The following is a 17,559-nucleotide window of genomic DNA, read 5'->3' on the forward strand; positions in this document are numbered from 1 at the left end:
GCAGTTCCGTTCTTCCCATCCGTTCGCACAGTTTTCCAAAGGAACCTTCATGCCCTTCGCCCGCACCTTCACCCGCCGCCCTGCCTCCCGCCGTGCCGTGCTCACGGCCGCGGCCGTCTCCACCGCCCTGGCCCTCACCGGCTGCGTGGCAGGGGAAGGGTCCGGCCAGCCGGCCGCCGCCGCCAACGCCGCCGGCACCGCCGCGGGCGGCACCCTGAACATCGACTTCGCCACGTACAACCCGCTGAGCCTCGTGATCAAGAAAAAGGGCTGGCTGGAAACCGCCCTCAAGGACCAGGGCGTGAGCGTCAAGTGGGTCCAGTCGGCAGGCTCCAACAAGGCCAACGAGGCCCTGCGGTCCGGCGCGATCGACGTCGGCTCCACCGCCGGCTCCGCCGCGCTGCTGGCCAAGGCCAACGGTTCGCCGATCAAGGCCATCGACATCTTCTCCCAGCCCGAGTGGGCTGCCCTCGTCACCAAGCAGGGTTCCGCCATCACCAAGGTGTCGGACCTTAAGGGCAAGTCGGTGGCCGCGACGAAGGGCACCGATCCGTACTTCTTCCTGCTCCAGTCGCTGGCCGAGGCCGGGCTGTCCGCCAAAGACGTCACCGTGCAGAACCTGCAGCACGCCGACGGCCGCACCGCCCTGGAAAACGGTTCCGTGGACGCCTGGTCCGGCCTGGACCCGATCATGGCGGGCGCAGAGCAGAAGGGCGCCACCCTGTTCTACCGGAACCTCTCCTTCAACACCTACGGCTTCCTGAACGCCACGGAATCCTTCCTCAAGGAGAGGCCGCAGCAGGCGCAGGCCGTCGTCAACGCGTACGAGAAGGCCCGCGCCTGGGCCGCGGCGAACCCGGATGAAACCGCGCAGATCCTCGCCGAGGCCGCCGGCCTGGACCTCGCCGTCGCGAAGACCGTGGTGCTGCAGCGCAGTAACCTCAACGTCAACCCGGCCCCGGGCGAGGCGCAGCGCAAGGTCCTCGCCAAGATCGGGCCGACGTTCGTGGAGACCGGGGACGTCGCGAGCCAGCGGCAGATCGACGACGCCGTCGCCTCCCTGCTCGATGACTCGCTGGTGAAGAAGGCGGATCCGTCCGCCATCAAGGACTCGTAATGACCCGCCTCGAAACTCCCGCCCTCACCGGCAATAGCGGCGCGGACAGCCGCGCTGACCGGCGCGCCGTGGGGCTCCCGGCAGCTTCGGCGTCCCGCGCGGGGCTGCCCGCCACCGGCTGGGTGCGCCTGCTCCTGGGACTGCTCATTCCCGGCGCTGTGCTGGCCGCCTGGCAGCTGTCCACGGCGGCCGGGGTGTTCAGCATCGTCCAGCTCCCGCCGCCGGCCATGGTGCTGGAGGCCGGCCTTGACCTGCTGCAACGCGGGCAGCTCGGCCAGCACGTCGCGATCTCCACCCAGCGGGTGCTGATCGGCTTCGCGGCCGGCGCGGCGCTGGGACTGGTGTTCGGTTCGCTGGTGGGGCTGTCCCGGTTCGCCGACGCCCTGCTCGCCCCGACCATCGGCGCCCTCCGCGCGGTACCGTCCCTGGCGTGGGTGCCGCTGCTGATCCTCTGGATGAAGATCGGCGAGGATTCCAAGATCACCCTGATCCTGATCGGCGCCTTCTTCCCCGTGTTCACCACCGTCTCGCTGGCGCTGCGGCACGTGGACCGGAACCTGGTGGAAGCGGCGCGCGCGTTCGGGCTCAAGGGGGTGAAGCTGCTGACCACGGTCCAGCTCCCCGCCGTGGTGCCGGCTGTGTTCTCCGGCCTGCGGCTGGCGCTGGCCCAGGCGTGGCTCTTCCTGGTGGCCGCTGAACTCATCGCTTCCTCGATGGGCCTAGGCTTCCTGCTCACGGATTCCCAGAACAACGGCCGCACGGACCGGCTCCTGCTGGCGATTGTGCTGCTGGCCGTGATCGGAAAAATTACCGACGCCGTGCTGGGCCTCGCCGAGAAGTGGGCGGTGAAACGATGGGCGTAACCCTGAGGGACCCCGGCGTGCACGGGCCGCAGACCGAGGAAGAGCGCATCGCGTTCTGGGAAGCGGCCGCGCTCCGGCTCGACTGGGAGGACGTGCCCGGGCAGGACAAGCCGTGGCACACCGCCCACCGCCGCGTCCCGGCCGACGCCGTGGCCGGCACCGGTCCGGACATCAGCTGGTTCGACGGCGGGAAGCTGAACGTCGCCACCAACTGCGTCGACCGCCATGTAGCGGCGGGACGCGGGGACAGGGTGGCCCTGTTCTTCGAGGGCGAGCCCGGCGACCGCCGCACCGTCACCTATGCCCAGCTGCAGCGCGAGGTCGCCCAGGCGGCCAACGCCCTGCTGGAGCTCGGGATCAGCAAGAGCGACCGGGTGGTCATCTACCTCCCGGTGATCCCGGAAACGGTAATCATCACCCTGGCGGTGGCCCGGATCGGCGCCATCCACTCGCTGGTCTTCGGCGGTTTCTCCGCCGAGGCGCTCAAGTTCCGGGTGGAAGACACCGGCGCCAAGCTCCTGGTCACCACCGACGGCCAGTTCCGCCGCGGCGCCGCCGTGCCCGTGAAGGCCAACGCGGACGCCGCCGTCGCGGGCGATAACGCCATTGAACACGTCCTGGTGGTCAACCGCACCACCGCCGCGGACGAGCTGCACACCGTACCGATGACCGCGGGCCGCGACCTCTGGTGGCATGACGCCGTCGGGCGCGCCTCCGACGTCCACGACGCCGAGGCGTTCGACGCCGAAACGCCGCTGTTCATCATGTACACCTCCGGCACCACCGGAAAACCCAAAGGCCTGGTCCACACCTCCGGCGGCTACCTCACGCAGGCGTCCTGGAGCTTCGAGCACCTCTTCAGCAACCCGGACCCCGCCCTGCGGGATGCGGACGTCCACTGGTGCACTGCTGACCTCGCCTGGGTCACCGCCCACACCTATGAGCTCTACGGCCCGCTCTCCAACGGCGCCACCCAGGTCATCTTCGAGGGCACTCCGAACACGCCCCACCCGGGCCGGCACTTCGAAATCATCGAACGCTACGGCGTGACCCAGTACTACACTGCACCCACCCTGGTCCGCTCCCTGATGGGCTGGTTCCCGGACGGCGTCCCGGCCAGCTACGACCTTTCCTCCATCCGGTTGCTCGGCACCGTCGGCGAAGCCGTCAACCCCGAGGCGTGGCGCTGGTTCCGGGCCAACATCGGTTCCGGCACCGCCCCGGTGGTGGACACCTGGTGGCAGTCCGAAACCGGCGCCACCATCCTCTCTCCCGCCCCGACCGACACCGTCTTCAAGCCCGGCTGCGCGGCCCGGCCGCTGCCCGGCGTCGGCACCCGGATCGTGGACGAGACCGGCAACACGGCTCCGCCGGGCGTGCAGGGCTTCATCGTGGTGGACGCCCCCGGCCCCGCGATCGCCCGGACCGTGTGGGGCAACCCTCGGCGCTACTTCGACTCCTACTGGCGCCAGTACGCGGCGCAGGGCTGGTTCCTCGCCGGCGACGGCGCCAAGTACGACGACGACGGCGACATCTGGATCCTCGGGCGCGTGGATGACACTCTCAACGTCTCAGGACACCTGCTCTCCACGATCGAGATCGAATCGGCCCTCGTCGCCCATCCGGACGTGGTGGAGGCCGGCGTCTGCCCCGTCGCGGACCCCAAGACCGGCCACGCGATCGTGGCGTTCGTCGTGCTGAAGGATTCGGACGCGCCGTCCTCGCGCCGCTTAGACACACTCGCTCGTTCCTCGCTCGCGCGATGCGCGGCTACCGAGGACATCGCGTCCGAATTGAAGGCTCACGTCGCGTCACATATCGGGCCGATCGCGAAGCCGCGCGACGTCGTCGTTGTTCCGGATGTGCCGAAGACGCGCAGCGGCAAGATCATGCGCCGGCTGCTGACCCAGCTGTTCGAAGGGACCGCGCTCGGGGACACCACCTCGCTCCAGAACGAACCATCCATCGCGGACATCCAGGATGTCCTGCGAATCCGAAATACCCCAGAAGTAAGGAACACCCATGACTGACATCAGCAGCGTCGCCCGTCTTTCCGAACCGCTCAAGTTCGCCTACTGGGTCCCGAACGTCTCCGGCGGCCTGGTGGTCTCCACCATCGAACAACGCACCGGCTGGGACTTCGACTACAACAAGAAGCTCGCCCGGATCGCGGAGAACTCCGGCTTCGAGTACGCCCTGACCCAGACCCGGTACGCCGCCTCCTACGGCGCAGACAAGCAGCACGAAGCCACCTCGTTCAGCCTCGCGCTGCTGGCCGCCACCGAGCGGCTCAAGGTGATCTCCGCCGTCCACCCGGGCATGTGGCACCCCGGCGTCCTGGCGAAATACATCATCACCGCGGACCACATCTCCAACGGCCGCGCCGCCGTCAACATCGTCTCCGGCTGGCTCAAGGACGAGTTCACCAACTTCGGCCTCGAATGGCTTGAACACGACGAGCGCTACGTCCGCACCGAGGAGTTCATCCGGGTGCTCCGCGGGCTCTGGACCGAGCAGGACTACAGCCAGTCCGGCAAGTACTACAACATCAACAACTTCACCCTGCAGCCGGCCCCGGTGGACGTGCCGGGACGCGCGCACCCGGAGATCTTCTTCGGCGGCAACTCCACCGCGGCGCAGGCCACGGCCGGCCGGGTCGCCGACTGGTACTTCTCCAACGGCAAGGACCTGGAAGGCTTCAAGGAGAACATCGCCGGTGTTGTGGCCGCGTCCGACGAGACCGGGCGTGGCACCGATGGCGCCCTCCCCTCTCCGAGGTTTGGCCTGAACGGCTTCGTGATCGCCCGCGATTCCGAGAAGGAAGCCCGCGACACCCTCCGCGAGATTGTGGAGAAAGCGCACAAGCCCGCCGTCGAAGGCTTCCGCGCCGCCGTGCAGGAGGCCGGGGCGTCGACGAAGGACGGCAAGGGCATGTGGGCCGATTCCAGTTTCGAGGACCTGGTCCAGTACAACGACGGCTTCAAGACCCAGCTGATCGGCACCCCGGAGCAGATTGCCGAACGGATCGTGGCCTACAAAAAGATCGGCGTGAACCTGTTCCTCACCGGCTACCTGCACTTCCAGGAGGAAGTGGCGGCGTTCGGTGCGGACATCCTGCCGATCGTCCGCGAGCTGGAAGCGGACCTGGCCCGGAAGAACGGCGTCGAGCTCGACCTGTCCGCCACCCCGGCCGCCAACGTGGAGGTGGCAGCGTAATGGCGGACCGCAAGTTCGGGTTCCGCACCCGCGCCCTGCACGCCGGCGGCACCCCCGACGCCGAGCACGGCGCCCGCGCGGTGCCGATCTACCAGACCACGTCCTTCGTATTCAAGGACACCCAGGACGCGGCCAACCTCTTCGCACTGCAGAAATACGGCAACATTTACTCCCGGATCGGCAACCCCACGGTCGCCGCTTTCGAGGAGCGGATCGCCTCCCTCGAGGGCGGCATCGGCGCGGTGGCTACGTCCTCGGGCATGGCCGCGGAGTTCATCACCTTTGCCGCGCTGACCCAGTCCGGCGACCACATCGTCGCGGCCTCCCAGCTCTACGGCGGCACCGTCACCCAGCTCGACGTCACGCTGCGCCGCTTCGGCGTGGAGACCACGTTCGTGGCCGGGACCGACCCGGCGGACTACGCCGCCGCGGTCCGGGACAACACCAAGGCGATCTTCGTGGAGGTGGTGGCCAACCCGTCGTCGGAGGTCCAGGACCTGGCGGGGCTGGCGAAGGTGGCGCACGACGCCGGCATCCCGCTCGTCGTCGACGCCACCCTGAGCACCCCTTACCTCGTGCGGCCGATCGAACACGGGGCGGACATTGTGATCCACTCCGCCACGAAGTTCCTCGGCGGCCACGGCACCACCCTCGGCGGCGTGATCGTCGAGAGCGGCCGCTTCGACTGGGGCAACGGCAAGTTCCCCACGATGACGGAGCCTGTCGCGTCCTATGGGAACGTCTCCTGGTGGGGCAACTTCGGCGAATACGGCTTCCTGACCAAACTGCGCTGCGAGCAGCTGCGCGACATCGGGCCGGCGCTCTCGCCGCAGTCGGCCTTCCAGCTCCTGCAGGGTGTCGAGACCCTCCCGCAGCGCCTCGACGAGCACCTCAAAAACGCCCAGGCCGTGGCCGAATGGCTAGAAGCGGACGAGCGTGTGGCCTACGTGAACTACTCGGGCCTGCCCTCCCACCCGCACTTCGAGCGGGCGCAGAAGTACCTGCCGCTGGGCCCCGGCTCGGTGTTCTCCTTCGGCGTGAAGGGCGGCCGGTCCGCCGGGCAGAAGTTCATTGAGTCCCTGCAGCTGGCCTCGCACCTGGCCAACGTCGGCGACTCACGCACGCTGGTGATCCACCCCGGGTCCACCACGCACCAGCAGCTCAGCCCCGAGCAGCTCGAGTCCGCCGGAGTCCCCGAGGACCTGGTCCGGATCTCGATCGGGCTCGAAGACATCGAGGACATCCTCTGGGACCTCGACCAAGCGCTGGACGCGGCGTCTGAGGTATCAGCCTCGGATGCATTGTCGGCCGATACCTGCACGATCGGAGCAAACGCATGAGCACGCAACACCGAACCTGGACGGGACCGTCGGCGCCGGAGCGGCTGAACCTGCTGCGGCAGGCGAAGTCCATTGCGATTGTGGGAGCCTCTGACAGGCCGTCCCGCGCCAGCTACTTCGTGGCCACCTACCTGCAGTCCTCCACCCGGTACAAGGTGTACTTCGTGAACCCGGTGGTGAAGGAAATCTTGGGCGAACCGACCTACGCTTCGCTCGCAGACCTGCCGGAGAGCCCGGACATCGTGGACGTGTTCCGCAAGCATGATGACCTGCCCGGTGTGCTGGATGAGGCGATCGCGGCCGGCGCCAAGACATTGTGGCTGCAGCTGGGCTCGTGGCACGAGGATGTCGCCAAGGAAGCCGAAGCAGCCGGTCTCGACGTCGTCATGGACCGCTGCGTGAAGATTGAACATGCCAGGTTCCACGGCGGCCTGCACCTGGCCGGCTTCGACACCGGGGTCATCTCCTCCAGGCGCCAGGTCCTCGCCTAGCCACACACTCCCGGGCCCCACCCGCAAGTAGCTCGCAGTTGTTGTCGTTATGAGCGCTCATAACGACAACAACTGCGAGCTACTTGGGCTGAGGAATACGGCTACGGCAGGTCGGACGACGACGTCGGCAGTTCCGGAACCGACGGGACGGTCGGCAACGGGCTGCTGGGAATGTTGCGGCCGTTCTGGCCGGGCACCACCGGGCGCTGCCCCGGCGTCGGCAGCGAACCGCCACGGCCGCCCGCGGGGGGCGTGGACGCGGGGCCTGGGCGCTTGGCCGCGGGCGCGGTTCCCTCCGGTGCGGGCACGGCCGGAACCGTCCCGGCCGGGGAGGTGCCGGCCGGGGCCGGTACGGGGGCCGCCGGGAGATCCGAGGGCGAGGGCGCGGTGGGGGCAGGAACCGGGGCAGGGGCCGCAGGCTGGAAAATAACGGTGAGGGCGTGACCTACGTCCTCGCGGAAGTCCGGGCTGGCAGCGGCTACGGCGCCAACCCCCAGGCTCATGGCACCAACCACGGCCCCGCTGACGAGCGCCATCCGGCGCCTCCGGCCGCGGCGGCGGTCCGCCAGGCTGCTGACCCCGGCCGGAAGGGCCTCTGCCGGAAGGGTGTCGACGGCAAGGGTATCCGCGGTGCCGGCTGCCGGGGCGGTTGAGCCGGCGAGCAGCGCCGCGAGGTCGGCGCGGGGCGGCGGAGCCTGCTCCGGAACCAGGGCCTGCATCTGCTCGAGAGTGCTGCGGAGTTCGGTGGCAGCTTCGAGGCCGGAGTCACGGAGCATCGCCTGGATGCTGCCATCCTGTCGGGGGTTGCGCGTGCCGGTCATGATGCTGCGTGGTCCTTTTCGGTTACGAGTTCGCGCAAGGCACTGAGCCCGCGCCGCTGAAGTTGTTTGATGGCACCCGGGGTCTTGCCCATGATGCCGGCCACCTGGTCGATGGAGAGGTCTGCGACGATCCGCAGGACCAAGACTTCCCGTTGCTCCTCGTTGAGCTGGGAAAGTGTGTGTGAGAGTCCCCCCAGTGAACCGAGCGCCTCGTCCTCGGCCGAGGCGGAATACCGGGCGTCGTTCAGGGGGTCGTATTCGGCCAGGAACGGCGTCCGCTCGGAACGCCGGTGGTGGTCAACCAGCCTGGCGTGGGCGACGGAGAAGACGAAGGTTCGCAAGCCTTTGTGGCCGCCGGTAACATTTTCAAGTTTCGGCAGGACGTCCACGAACACGTCCTGGGTCAAAGCCTCGGCGTCGTCCACGCCTTTGGCCCGGAAGTAGCCAAGCACTGCTGGGGACATCACGGTGTAGACGGCGCTGAATCCTGACGGGTCGCCAGCCAAAGCGGCTGACAGTTCGTCATCGCTCAGCTGGTCTGCCAAGTGGCTTTCCTTCCGTTACTGCTGGGGGTGCGGCCCCCGATAGTCTAGCGGCCGCACCCGTCACCTCCGAAAGGAGGCGTTTTAGTGCTTACTTGTCGAGCTTGGGCAGCTCGGCGGACGGGCCAGCCGGAACGGCCGGGGCAGCCGGAGTGTCCTTGGCGCCGGGGACGGCCGGGGTCGCTACGGTGACGTCGGCGTGGGCCTTGGCCTCGGCAGCGCCCTTGGCGTTGGCGGCACCGTCGACGGAGACGCCGTCCTTGTCAGCGGAAACCGAGCCCTCAGCGGAACCCTTGGAGCCCTCAACAGCGGCGTCGCCCTTGGCGGAGCCGTCGGTGTTCGGGGTTGCGGGCACGGCCGGAACGGCCGGGGTGGCGGGCAGTTCCGGGGTTGCCGGAACGGCAGGGGTGGCGGGCGTAGCGTGGTTCACTTCAGCCTGCTGGGTGCTGGACATCTGGGCCGCGTTGGCCAGGCCGATACCGGAGAAGCCTCCGACCGCGAGAATAGCGGCGCCGACAGCAATCTTGGTGGTCTTGCTAACACTCTTCATGAAAAACGTACATCCTTTGGTTGGTTGAAGGCTGGCCGGCGCCTGATGGGGGCAGGCGCCAGCCGGCACTTACAGTCGAAGTCCTGTCGGCACCTGATGGGGGCAGGTGCCCGTCGGAACTTTCTCTCGAAGTCCGTGGCACCTGATGGGGGCAGGCGCCGCTCGGATCCTTCTCTGACAAGGCCGGCCGTTCCTGGTGGGGGGACCAGGTTCCGGGCGACGCTTACAAAGGAGTAATCGCTGCGGCACCCGAAAAGGTTACGCACGGTCCAAAATTTTCTTTTTTCTTTCCTTAACGACGACGGCGGCGGGCCACCTTTCCAGGTGACCCGCCGCCGTCGGACGTATTGAACCGCCGGAAGATACTAGTCCGTGATCAGGTCGTTGACCACGATTGTCTGGTCGCGGTCCGGGCCGACGCCGATCGCGGAGAACCGGGTGCCGGAGAGCTTCTCCAGGGCCAGCACGTAGTTCCGGGCGTTCTCCGGAAGGTCGTCCAGGGTGCGGGCGCCGGTGATGTCCTCGGTCCAGCCTTCGAAGTACTCGAAGATGGGCTTCGCGTGGTGGAACTCGGTCTGGGTCATCGGCATCTCGTCGTGCCGGACGCCGTCGACGTCGTACGCCACGCAGACCGGGATCTGTTCGATGCCGGTGAGCACGTCCAGCTTGGTGACGAAGTAGTCCGTGAAGCCGTTCACGCGGGAGGCGTGGCGGGCCAGGACGGCGTCGTACCAGCCGCAGCGGCGCGGCCGGCCCGTGTTGACACCGAACTCCCCGCCGGTCTTCTGCAGGTACAGGCCCATGTCATCGAACAGTTCGGTGGGGAACGGACCTGCGCCGACGCGCGTGGTGTAGGCCTTGATGATGCCGATCGAGCGGGAGATCCGGGTGGGGCCGATGCCCGAGCCCACGGAGGCGCCGCCCGCCGTCGGGTTCGAGGACGTCACGAACGGGTAGGTGCCGTGGTCGACGTCCAGGAACGTGGCCTGGCCGCCCTCCATCAGGACCACCTTGCCCTCGTCCAGGGCCTTGTTGAGCACGAAGGTGCTGTCGATGACCAGCGGGCGCAGGCGCTCGGCGAAGGACAGCAAGTAGTCCACGATCTCGTCCACTTCGATGTCGCGGCGGTTGTAGACCTTGACCAGCAGTTCGTTCTTCTGCCGCAGCGAGCCCTCGACCTTCTGACGGAGGATGGAAGCATCGAAGACGTCCTGGACCCGGATGCCGAGGCGGGCCACCTTGTCCATGTAGGCAGGGCCGATGCCGCGGCCGGTGGTGCCGATCGCGCGGCTGCCGAGGAACCGTTCGGTGACCTTGTCCAGCACCTGGTGGTAGGGGGCGACGAGGTGGGCGTTGGCGGAAACGCGCAGCTTGGAGGTGTCCGCGCCGCGGGCTTCAAGACCGTCGATCTCCTCGAACAGCGCCTCGAGGTTCACCACGCAGCCGTTGCCGATCACCGGGACCGCGTTGGGGCTCAGGATGCCGGCCGGAAGGAGCTTGAGCTCATACTTCTCACCGCCTACGACGACGGTGTGCCCGGCGTTGTTGCCGCCGTTGGGCTTGACGACATAGTCGACGCGGCCACCAAGCAGGTCAGTGGCCTTGCCTTTGCCTTCGTCGCCCCACTGGGCTCCGACGATCACGATTGCTGGCATGGGATCCTCCCCCATTCGTTCGGGCCAAATCCGCGTGATTCACCAGGGTGGTCACCGGAAGTCAGCGCCGTTCATGAGAATGCCCCGAATCTACCGCTGTGCTCAGTACCTCTACGATCTGTACCACTACGATCTGTACCGTCAACGCCAGAGTCCGGGGCTCTTACCACCCAAGTTTAGCCGAAAACGGCCACCGGCACCGTTTTTGGCGCCCGTTGTGGGACGCGGCGCCACATAGCGGGCACGACTTGCGGGACCGCGCCCGGGTGGAATGTAGTGGGAGGGACCATCCCGAGCGGCCGAGGGACCTGGCCCGTTGACGCCGCAGCAACCCCGCCGGACCCGGCCCGCCCTGACGCGGCGCCGCGACCGGCCACGGTGCTACTGCCAGGACCGATGGAAGGAAACCGCGCCATGTCCCTGAGCTCGCCGTCCCAGAACACCGACCACATCCGGGTCACGCATGCCGGCTCGTTGCCCCGCACCCCGGAACTGATCGCCGCGAACGAGGCAAAGGAAGCCGACGGGATCACCCCCGAGTTCCTCGACCTGCTCGAGACCTCGGTGGTGGATGTGGTGCAGCGCCAGAGGGACCTGGGTATCGACATCCCCAACGACGGGGAGTACGGGCACACGATGTCCAGCTCGGTGGATTACGGCGCCTGGTGGAATTATTCGTTTTCCCGGCTCGGCGGGCTGGAACCGACGGACGTGGACCGCTGGGCCGACGCCCAGGTGCACCGGTCCACACCGGGACACATTGTCCTGACTTCCTTCCCGGACCGCCGCGACCGGCAGCAGTTCAACGACGCGTACAACGATCCCTCCTCCGGGATCCTGGCCCACCGCAAAGCCGTCACGCAGCCCAAAATAGCGGGACCGCTGACGTACACGGGGCAGGAGCTCGTGGCTTCGGACATCGCCAACCTCAAGACCGGCCTGGCCGCGGCCGGCCTCACCGACGGGTTCGTCGCCTCCCTCTCCCCCGGCTCCTGCGCCCGGGTGGCCAACGAGTACTACCAAAGCGACGAGGAGCTCCTCTACGCGTGCGCCGATGCGATGCGCGAGGAGTACAAGGCCATCATCGACGCCGGCCTGACCGTCCAGCTCGACGACCCGTCCCTGGCCGAGAGCTGGGACCAGATCAACCCGGAGCCGAGCCTCGAGGACTACCTGAAGTTCATCCAGCTCCGCGTCGAGGCGACAAACTGGGCGCTGCGCGACCTGCCGCAGGAGCAGATCCGGCTGCACGTCTGCTGGGGCTCCTGGCACGGCCCGCACACCACGGACATCCCGTTCGCGGACATCATCGGCTCCGTCCTGCAGGTCAACGCCGGCGCCTACTCGTTCGAGGCGGCCAACGTGCGGCATGAACACGAGTGGCGGATCTGGCAGGACACCAGGCTTCCGGAGGGCAAGTCGATTATCCCCGGCGTCGTCTCCCACGCCACCAACGTCGTGGAGCACCCGGACCTGGTCGCGGACCGGATCGTGCGGTTCGCCGAACTCGTGGGCCGGGAAAACGTGATTGCCTCCACTGACTGCGGCCTCGGCGGCCGCGTCCATCCGCAGATCGCCTACGCCAAGCTGGAGGCCCTCGGCGAGGGCGCCCGGCGCGCCAGCAAGCGGCTCTGGTAGCCGGCGCGGGTCGGGCCGGCCGTGCTTGCCGGCCCGACCCGGGCCGGGCATTTCGCGGGGCTTGATAGACTGGTAACGACCGAACAGGAATCGGTCCACACCACATTTTCACACCACACCGGCCGCTGCGCGCCCTCCCTTTGGCGTGCCCGCAACCGGTCTGGCAGCTTTACCAATCCCGCAGGAGACCCCGCAAGACATGACAGCCCTGGCCACTGAAAATTTCCGCGAACAGCTCCTGAGCCGCCGTTACGACGCTAACGTCGCGCCCGTCAACGAACTGTGCGACGCACTGCAGACCGCCAAAGCTGGCACCACCGTCCCCTACGTGGATCCCGCGCACGACATCGACGAGTGCCGCATCATCAGCCTCTACTCCAACATCGGCACCGCGGATCCGTCCGGCTTCATCACCGCCGGCGACGAGGAAGCTGCCACCCGCATGCTGGGCATCCAGTGGAAGCTGGGCCTGCGCCCCGAATTCGTGATGCCGTGGAACGTCCACCCGTGGCACATCGACGGCGAGCCCAACGGCAAGTTCACCCCGGACCAGATCTCGGCCGGCCTCAAGCCGCTGCTGAAGTTCCTCGCCCTGGTCCCGCGCGCGTCCGTGATCGTGGCGCACGGCACCGAGGCGAACCGCTTGGCCAACCTACTGCTGAAGACCGAGGTGCCGATGATCTGGCGCCGCGGCCTGAAGACCTACAAGGTCCGTTCGCTCAGCGGCCGCGCCTTCGCCGGCACCCCGGCCCGCCAGGAGCAGTACCTCGAGGACATGCGGGTCGCCTACGCCGACGCCATGGCCCGCACCGGACTGGCCAAGGCCTAGTCCCCGCCGCCGCCGTCGTTTAAACCCCAACGCGGGGTCACTTACGGTCCATCCACCGTGGTGGAATGGGCCGTAAGTGACCCCGCGTTGCTTTAAGCGGTGTGGGTCAGGCCTGCGCCTCGATGGCCGCTTTGGCCGTGGGGTCGGAATCCTTGAGGAATTTCTCGATCCGCTCCGGTTCCTCGGCCTCGCCGATCGCCGCGGAGGCCCGGCCCAGCGAGTACAGGGCGCGCAGGAAGCCGCGGTTCGGTTCGTGCTCCCACGGGATCGGGCCGACGCCGCGCCAGCCGTTGCGGCGCAAAGAGTCCAGGCCGCGGTGGTAGCCGACCCGGGCGTAGGCGTAGGAATCGATGGTCCGGCCTTCCTTCCACGCTTCCTCGGCCAGCACGGCCCAGAGCAGCGAGGACGTCGGGTGCTTCTCCACCAAGTCCAGCGCCTCGTGGCCCGCGTCCAGCCCGGCGTTGACCTCGGTCTCGGCGGGCAGGAGCGTGGGCTCGGGGCCCATCAGGTTCTTGCGGAACTCGTCGGACATTATTAGAACGTCTTTCCGGTGGAGCCGAGCTGCTGGGCTGCCTCGACCACTCGGGCGGCCAGGCCGGCTTCGGCGGAGGCGCCCCAGACGCGGGGGTCGTACTGCTTCTTGTTGCCGACCTCGCCGTCGACCTTCAGCACGCCGTCGTAGTTGCGGAACATGTGGTCCGCGACCGGGCGGGTGTACGCGTACTGGGTGTCCGTGTCGATGTTCATCTTGATCACGCCGTAGGAGACCGCGTCCGCGATTTCCTGCTCGGAGGAGCCTGAGCCGCCGTGGAAGACGAGGTCGAACGGGCTGGCCTTGCCGATCTTGGCGCCCACCTGCTCCTGGATGTCCTTGAGGATCTCCGGGCGCAGCTTCACCCCGCCCGGCTTGTACACGCCGTGCACGTTTCCGAAGGTCAGGGCCGTGATGTAGCGGCCGTTCTCGCCGGAACCGAGGGCGTCGATGGTCGCGAGGGCGTCCTCGACCGTGGTGTAGAGCTTGTCGTTGATGGCGTTCTCGACGCCGTCTTCCTCGCCGCCGACGGTGCCGATCTCGACCTCGAGGATCATCTTGGCGGCGGCGGTGCGCGCGAGCAGTTCGCGGGCGATCCGCAGGTTCTCCTGCAGGGTCTCGGCGGAGCCGTCCCACATGTGCGAGTTGAAGAGCGGGTTGCGCCCGGCCTTGACCTCGGCCTCGGAGGCGGCGAGCAGCGGCAGGACAAAGCCGTCCAGCTTGTCCTTCGGGCAGTGGTCGGTGTGCAGGGCGATGTTGACGCCGTAGTTCTTGGCGACTTCGCGGGCGAACGCGGCGAAGCCGAGCGAGCCGGCCACCATGTCCTTGGTGGACGCGCCGGACCAGTAGGCGGCACCGCCGGTGGAGACCTGGACGATGCCGTCGGATTCGGCCTCGGCGAAGCCGCGCAGGGCGGCGTTCAGGGTCTGGGAGGAGGTGACGTTGACGGCCGGGAATGCGAAGCCGCCCGTCTTTGCGCGGTCGATCATCTCGGAGTAGATCTCTGGGGTTGCGATGGGCATGCTGACTCCTCGTCGAAAGCAGTGGTTGCTACATGGCTATCTACATCCTAGCCACGAGTGCCCCGGAGCCGAATAGTGAAGCCGGGCCCGGGAAATGTTCCCGGACCCGGCCTCAGACCCATCCCGACGGTTACCTGCAGCCCCCGCCTGGGTGCGCCGTTATGCGGTTACTGCCCGGCGATGCTGAGCGCGAACCGGACGTTCATGCTGCCCACCCCCGTCACGTCGTCATAGCCCGGCGCCGTCGCCAGCGACGTGTCGTGGTCCGTGCCGACCAGGTAGCTGTTGCCACTGATCGGGCTGGAGAAGACCATGGCGCGGGGGCTTGACTGGGGCGCCACGTCCCGCACTCCGGAGTTGCCGGTCTTCGCTGCCGCGTAGATGGCCGGGTTGGCGAAGCCGACGGTCTTCCCGGTGGCGGCCTGCGCGATCGCCATCTGCGCCGCCGTCAGCGGGCAGGCCAGCGAGGTTCCGCCGTACCCCGTTGTCTCGTAGGCGCCGGTCTTGAGGACGTGGTCATTGGTGATCGGGCTGATCCCCACCTGGTAGCCGGTGTAGGGATCGGCCAGGGAGGCGACGTCCGGTGAGACCCGGTAGCCGTTGGCCAGCCCTGCCGGGACCGTGCCCTGCTGGTAGCCGGGCTGGGCGAACACCGCGCTGGTCCCGCCGCCGGCGCCGAAGCGGAACACACCCGGCAGGTCGCCCGCATAGCTCAGGCTGCCGTCCGCGCCCGGGACGATCCTGTTGCGGGTGGTCCCCCAGCCGGTTTCGAACAGGTAGCCGTTGTCCTTGCCGACCGCCAGGGACGTTCCGCCGACCGCCGTCACGAACGGCGAGCTGGCCGGGAAGTCCGGTGACGCGTAGCCCAGGCTCGCCTTCTCATCGCCGTTGTCACCGCTGGAGAAGTAGAGCCCGATTCCCTCGCCTGCCGCCTGGAGGTGGAGGTTCTGCATGCCCATCAGTGCGTTCTGCGAGACCGCCTCTCCCACGTAGCCGTAGCTGTTGCTGACGATGGTGCTGAGCTTCTGGTCCAGGATGGTGGACATCGCCACGTCAATACCCGCGCCGCAGTTGTTCCCTCCGACGTAGAGGATGTTGGCAGCCGGGGCGAGCCCGTGGACGGCTTCGACGTCGAGCGTCTGCTCGCCCTGCCAGCCGCTGGGCTGTCCGCACAGGGCCTGGTCCATGAACAACCGGGAGTCCGGCACGATCTGCTGGTACTGCCCGGCCTTGAACGTCGGGAGCCCGTTCTTCTGCGAGTACGTGTTCGCGTCCGACTCGATGCTGGGCGAGGCGTAGGCGTCGATGATCGCCACCGTCTGGCCCGCGCCGGCTTCCGACGGGGACGTTACCCCGTAGGCGCCCTGCAGCTGGGCCGGAGTGTAGCCGCAGATCGCGGTGCCGAAGCTGGTGGAGCCGTACGCGGCCGGAACCGTGGCCTTGTTCTGCTCCCAGTAGTTCGAGCACGGCGCGTCAACCGGCGCAGGCCCGATCGGCTTGCCGGACGCCTGGGCCTGGTCCGACGCCTCGGGCGTTGCCAGCGAGGGCCGGGTCAGCAGCCGCCCCTGGTCGATGGAGATCCCCAGGACCTTGGCGGAGAGCGCCGCGGGCAGGGAGGGCGCGGTGGACGGGCCGATCAGGCTCTGGCCCTGGAAGGTGTAGGTCTGTTCGGTGGTGCTAAAGGCGGCGTTGATCTGGGCGACGGTGCCGCGGAAGACCACGTAGAGCCCGCTCGCGGGAACCGAGGTGACCACCATGCCCTGCGCCTTCACGTAGTCAACGACCGCAGCGACGTCGGTCTTGGCGGGCCCGTACTTGGCAATCCAGTCCGGGGCCGAAAGATACTGCTGGTACTGCGGGCTCCCGGGCGTGGACACGGCGGTGGCGAACGCCTTGGCCGCTCCGGCGTCGGGCAGGTTCAGGTAGAGCTCGCCCTCGACCGTCGTGTTGCTCAGCGGGGTGCCGGTCTTGGTGCGGGAGCCGGCCCAGGGCGGCACTGACCCCGGATAGTTGTTCGACGGCGGGGGCGTCGGCGGGGCGGCCACCGCCACCGTAGCGGTCAGGCCGATGGCAAAGGCAAGCGATGTACCCAGCGCAAGGAGCCGGGTGGCGCGCCGGGACTGCGAAGTTGAGACCTTCTTCATGAGATGTCTTCCCCTAGGCGGGCGCCCTTTGCGCCCACACACGCCAGAGCCTAAACGGCAAAAACCGATCTGACTATAGGTGCCTCAGGAAACTATCTGGCCGAACACGTGCCGGCGGATCCAGGCGTGCATCGCAATCGCGGCGGCGGAGGCAGCGTTGATCGACCGGGTGGACCCGAACTGTTCGATCGAGAGCGTCGCGACGGCGGCGGCATGGACTTCCGGGGTCAGCCCGGGACCCTCCTGGCCGAACACCAGCACGCAGTCCCGGGGCAGCTCGTAGGTCTCCAGCGGGACGGAATCGGGGAAGATGTCGATGCCGATGACGGCCACCCCCTCGCCCTGCGCCCAGGCGACAAAATCCTCGACGGTGGGGTGGTGGCGGACGTGCTGGTAGCGGTCGGTGACCATGGCCCCGCGGCGGTTCCACCGGCGTCGTCCGATGATGTGCACTTCCTTGGCCAGGAACGCGTTGGCGGTACGGACCACGGTGCCGATGTTCATGTCGTGCTGCCAGTTTTCGATCGCGACGTGGAAGTTGTGGCGCCGCGAATCCAGCTCGGCGACGATCGCCTCGTGCTTCCAGTAGCGGTACTTGTCCAGCACGTTGCGGCGGTCCCCGTCGGCGAGCAGGTCCGGGTCCCAGTGTTCGCCCTGCGGCCACTCCCCCTGCCAGGGCCCGACGCCGACCTCCGCCCTGGCCTCCGTTTCACCGTCCGGCGCCGCCTCGGAGCCGGCGGCGGGTTCGCTGGGAGTCTCGGGTTCAGTCACGACTCAACAGTAGACTGGGTCCTGTTGC

Annotated in this window: 16 protein-coding genes; 8 read left to right on the forward strand and 8 right to left on the reverse strand. The window is 67.9% G+C overall.

The annotated features are described in order from the left end of the window. The first annotated feature begins 49 nt into the window (after positions 1-49). From AC6I9V_RS06455 to AC6I9V_RS06480, 6 genes are read left to right on the forward strand one after another with little or no spacing between them, the layout of a single operon-like run. The gene (locus tag AC6I9V_RS06455) at positions 50-1,117 is read left to right on the forward strand and encodes an aliphatic sulfonate ABC transporter substrate-binding protein (protein ID WP_497898761.1); all 1,068 of its coding nucleotides are present in this window, start codon (positions 50-52) and stop codon (positions 1,115-1,117) included. Next, positions 1,117-1,980, forward strand: coding sequence for an ABC transporter permease (locus tag AC6I9V_RS06460; protein ID WP_497898762.1), 864 nt, complete (start codon positions 1,117-1,119; stop codon positions 1,978-1,980). Before AC6I9V_RS06455 ends, AC6I9V_RS06460 begins: the two co-directional genes overlap by 1 nt. Continuing rightward, a complete protein-coding gene (gene acs / locus AC6I9V_RS06465) occupies positions 1,971-4,010 on the forward strand; it encodes an acetate--CoA ligase (protein ID WP_497898763.1) in 2,040 nt (679 codons plus the stop codon). The genes AC6I9V_RS06460 and acs overlap by 10 nt, the downstream gene beginning before the upstream one ends. Then, positions 4,003-5,196 (forward strand): dimethylsulfone monooxygenase SfnG, encoded by a 1,194-nt coding sequence (sfnG, locus tag AC6I9V_RS06470; protein ID WP_497898764.1) that lies wholly within the window; start codon positions 4,003-4,005, stop codon positions 5,194-5,196. Before acs ends, sfnG begins: the two co-directional genes overlap by 8 nt. Then, positions 5,196-6,536: an O-acetylhomoserine aminocarboxypropyltransferase/cysteine synthase family protein gene (locus tag AC6I9V_RS06475; RefSeq protein WP_497898765.1), complete on the forward strand. Its 1,341-nt coding sequence runs from the start codon at positions 5,196-5,198 to the stop codon at positions 6,534-6,536. Before sfnG ends, AC6I9V_RS06475 begins: the two co-directional genes overlap by 1 nt. Continuing rightward, positions 6,533-7,027, forward strand: a complete 495-nt coding sequence (locus AC6I9V_RS06480; protein WP_497898766.1) for a CoA-binding protein — start codon at positions 6,533-6,535, stop codon at positions 7,025-7,027. Before AC6I9V_RS06475 ends, AC6I9V_RS06480 begins: the two co-directional genes overlap by 4 nt. Before the next feature lie 101 nt (positions 7,028-7,128). Here AC6I9V_RS06480 and AC6I9V_RS06485 read toward each other — a convergent pair whose 3' ends face one another. The 4 genes from AC6I9V_RS06485 to AC6I9V_RS06500 all read right to left on the reverse strand — a co-directional run bounded on the left by AC6I9V_RS06485 (position 7,129) and on the right by AC6I9V_RS06500 (position 10,595). Further along, on the reverse strand, positions 7,129-7,848 hold the full coding sequence (locus AC6I9V_RS06485; protein WP_497898767.1) for a hypothetical protein: 720 nt from the start codon (positions 7,846-7,848) through the stop codon (positions 7,129-7,131). Further along, complete coding sequence (locus AC6I9V_RS06490; RefSeq protein ID WP_497898768.1) at positions 7,845-8,393, reverse strand: RNA polymerase sigma factor; 549 nt, start codon at positions 8,391-8,393, stop codon at positions 7,845-7,847. The genes AC6I9V_RS06485 and AC6I9V_RS06490 overlap by 4 nt, the downstream gene beginning before the upstream one ends. An 88-nt stretch (positions 8,394-8,481) precedes the next feature. Then, entirely contained in the window at positions 8,482-8,940 is a 459-nt protein-coding gene (locus AC6I9V_RS06495; protein WP_497898769.1) for a hypothetical protein, read from the reverse strand. Positions 8,941-9,305: 365 nt separating this feature from the next. After that, entirely contained in the window at positions 9,306-10,595 is a 1,290-nt protein-coding gene (locus tag AC6I9V_RS06500) for an adenylosuccinate synthase (protein ID WP_497898770.1), read from the reverse strand. Between the two features lie 414 nt (positions 10,596-11,009). On the opposite strand from AC6I9V_RS06500, the gene AC6I9V_RS06505 reads away from it, so the two are divergent. Beyond that, positions 11,010-12,233 carry a cobalamin-independent methionine synthase II family protein gene (locus AC6I9V_RS06505; protein WP_497898771.1) on the forward strand — a complete coding sequence of 408 codons (1,224 nt, stop codon included), beginning with the start codon at positions 11,010-11,012 and terminating at the stop codon, positions 12,231-12,233. Positions 12,234-12,432: 199 nt separating this feature from the next. Beyond that, positions 12,433-13,062, forward strand: coding sequence for a uracil-DNA glycosylase family protein (locus AC6I9V_RS06510; RefSeq protein ID WP_497898772.1), 630 nt, complete (start codon positions 12,433-12,435; stop codon positions 13,060-13,062). 106 nt (positions 13,063-13,168) lie between these two features. Here the strand turns inward: AC6I9V_RS06510 and AC6I9V_RS06515 are convergent, their stop codons facing one another. The 4 genes from AC6I9V_RS06515 to AC6I9V_RS06530 all read right to left on the reverse strand — a co-directional run bounded on the left by AC6I9V_RS06515 (position 13,169) and on the right by AC6I9V_RS06530 (position 17,531). Continuing rightward, complete coding sequence (locus AC6I9V_RS06515; RefSeq protein WP_497898773.1) at positions 13,169-13,594, reverse strand: DUF3151 domain-containing protein; 426 nt, start codon at positions 13,592-13,594, stop codon at positions 13,169-13,171. A gap of 2 nt (positions 13,595-13,596) precedes the next feature. Continuing rightward, the gene (gene fbaA / locus AC6I9V_RS06520; RefSeq protein WP_349413561.1) at positions 13,597-14,616 is read right to left on the reverse strand and encodes a class II fructose-bisphosphate aldolase; all 1,020 of its coding nucleotides are present in this window, start codon (positions 14,614-14,616) and stop codon (positions 13,597-13,599) included. A 167-nt stretch (positions 14,617-14,783) separates the two neighbouring features. Beyond that, the gene (locus AC6I9V_RS06525; protein WP_497898774.1) at positions 14,784-16,760 is read right to left on the reverse strand and encodes a S53 family peptidase; all 1,977 of its coding nucleotides are present in this window, start codon (positions 16,758-16,760) and stop codon (positions 14,784-14,786) included. Between the two features lie 84 nt (positions 16,761-16,844). Then, on the reverse strand, positions 16,845-17,531 hold the full coding sequence (locus AC6I9V_RS06530; protein ID WP_497898775.1) for a TrmH family RNA methyltransferase: 687 nt from the start codon (positions 17,529-17,531) through the stop codon (positions 16,845-16,847). Positions 17,532-17,559 lie beyond the last annotated feature (28 nt).

It is taken from the genome of Arthrobacter sp. SlRoot2-15, from assembly GCF_059739345.1.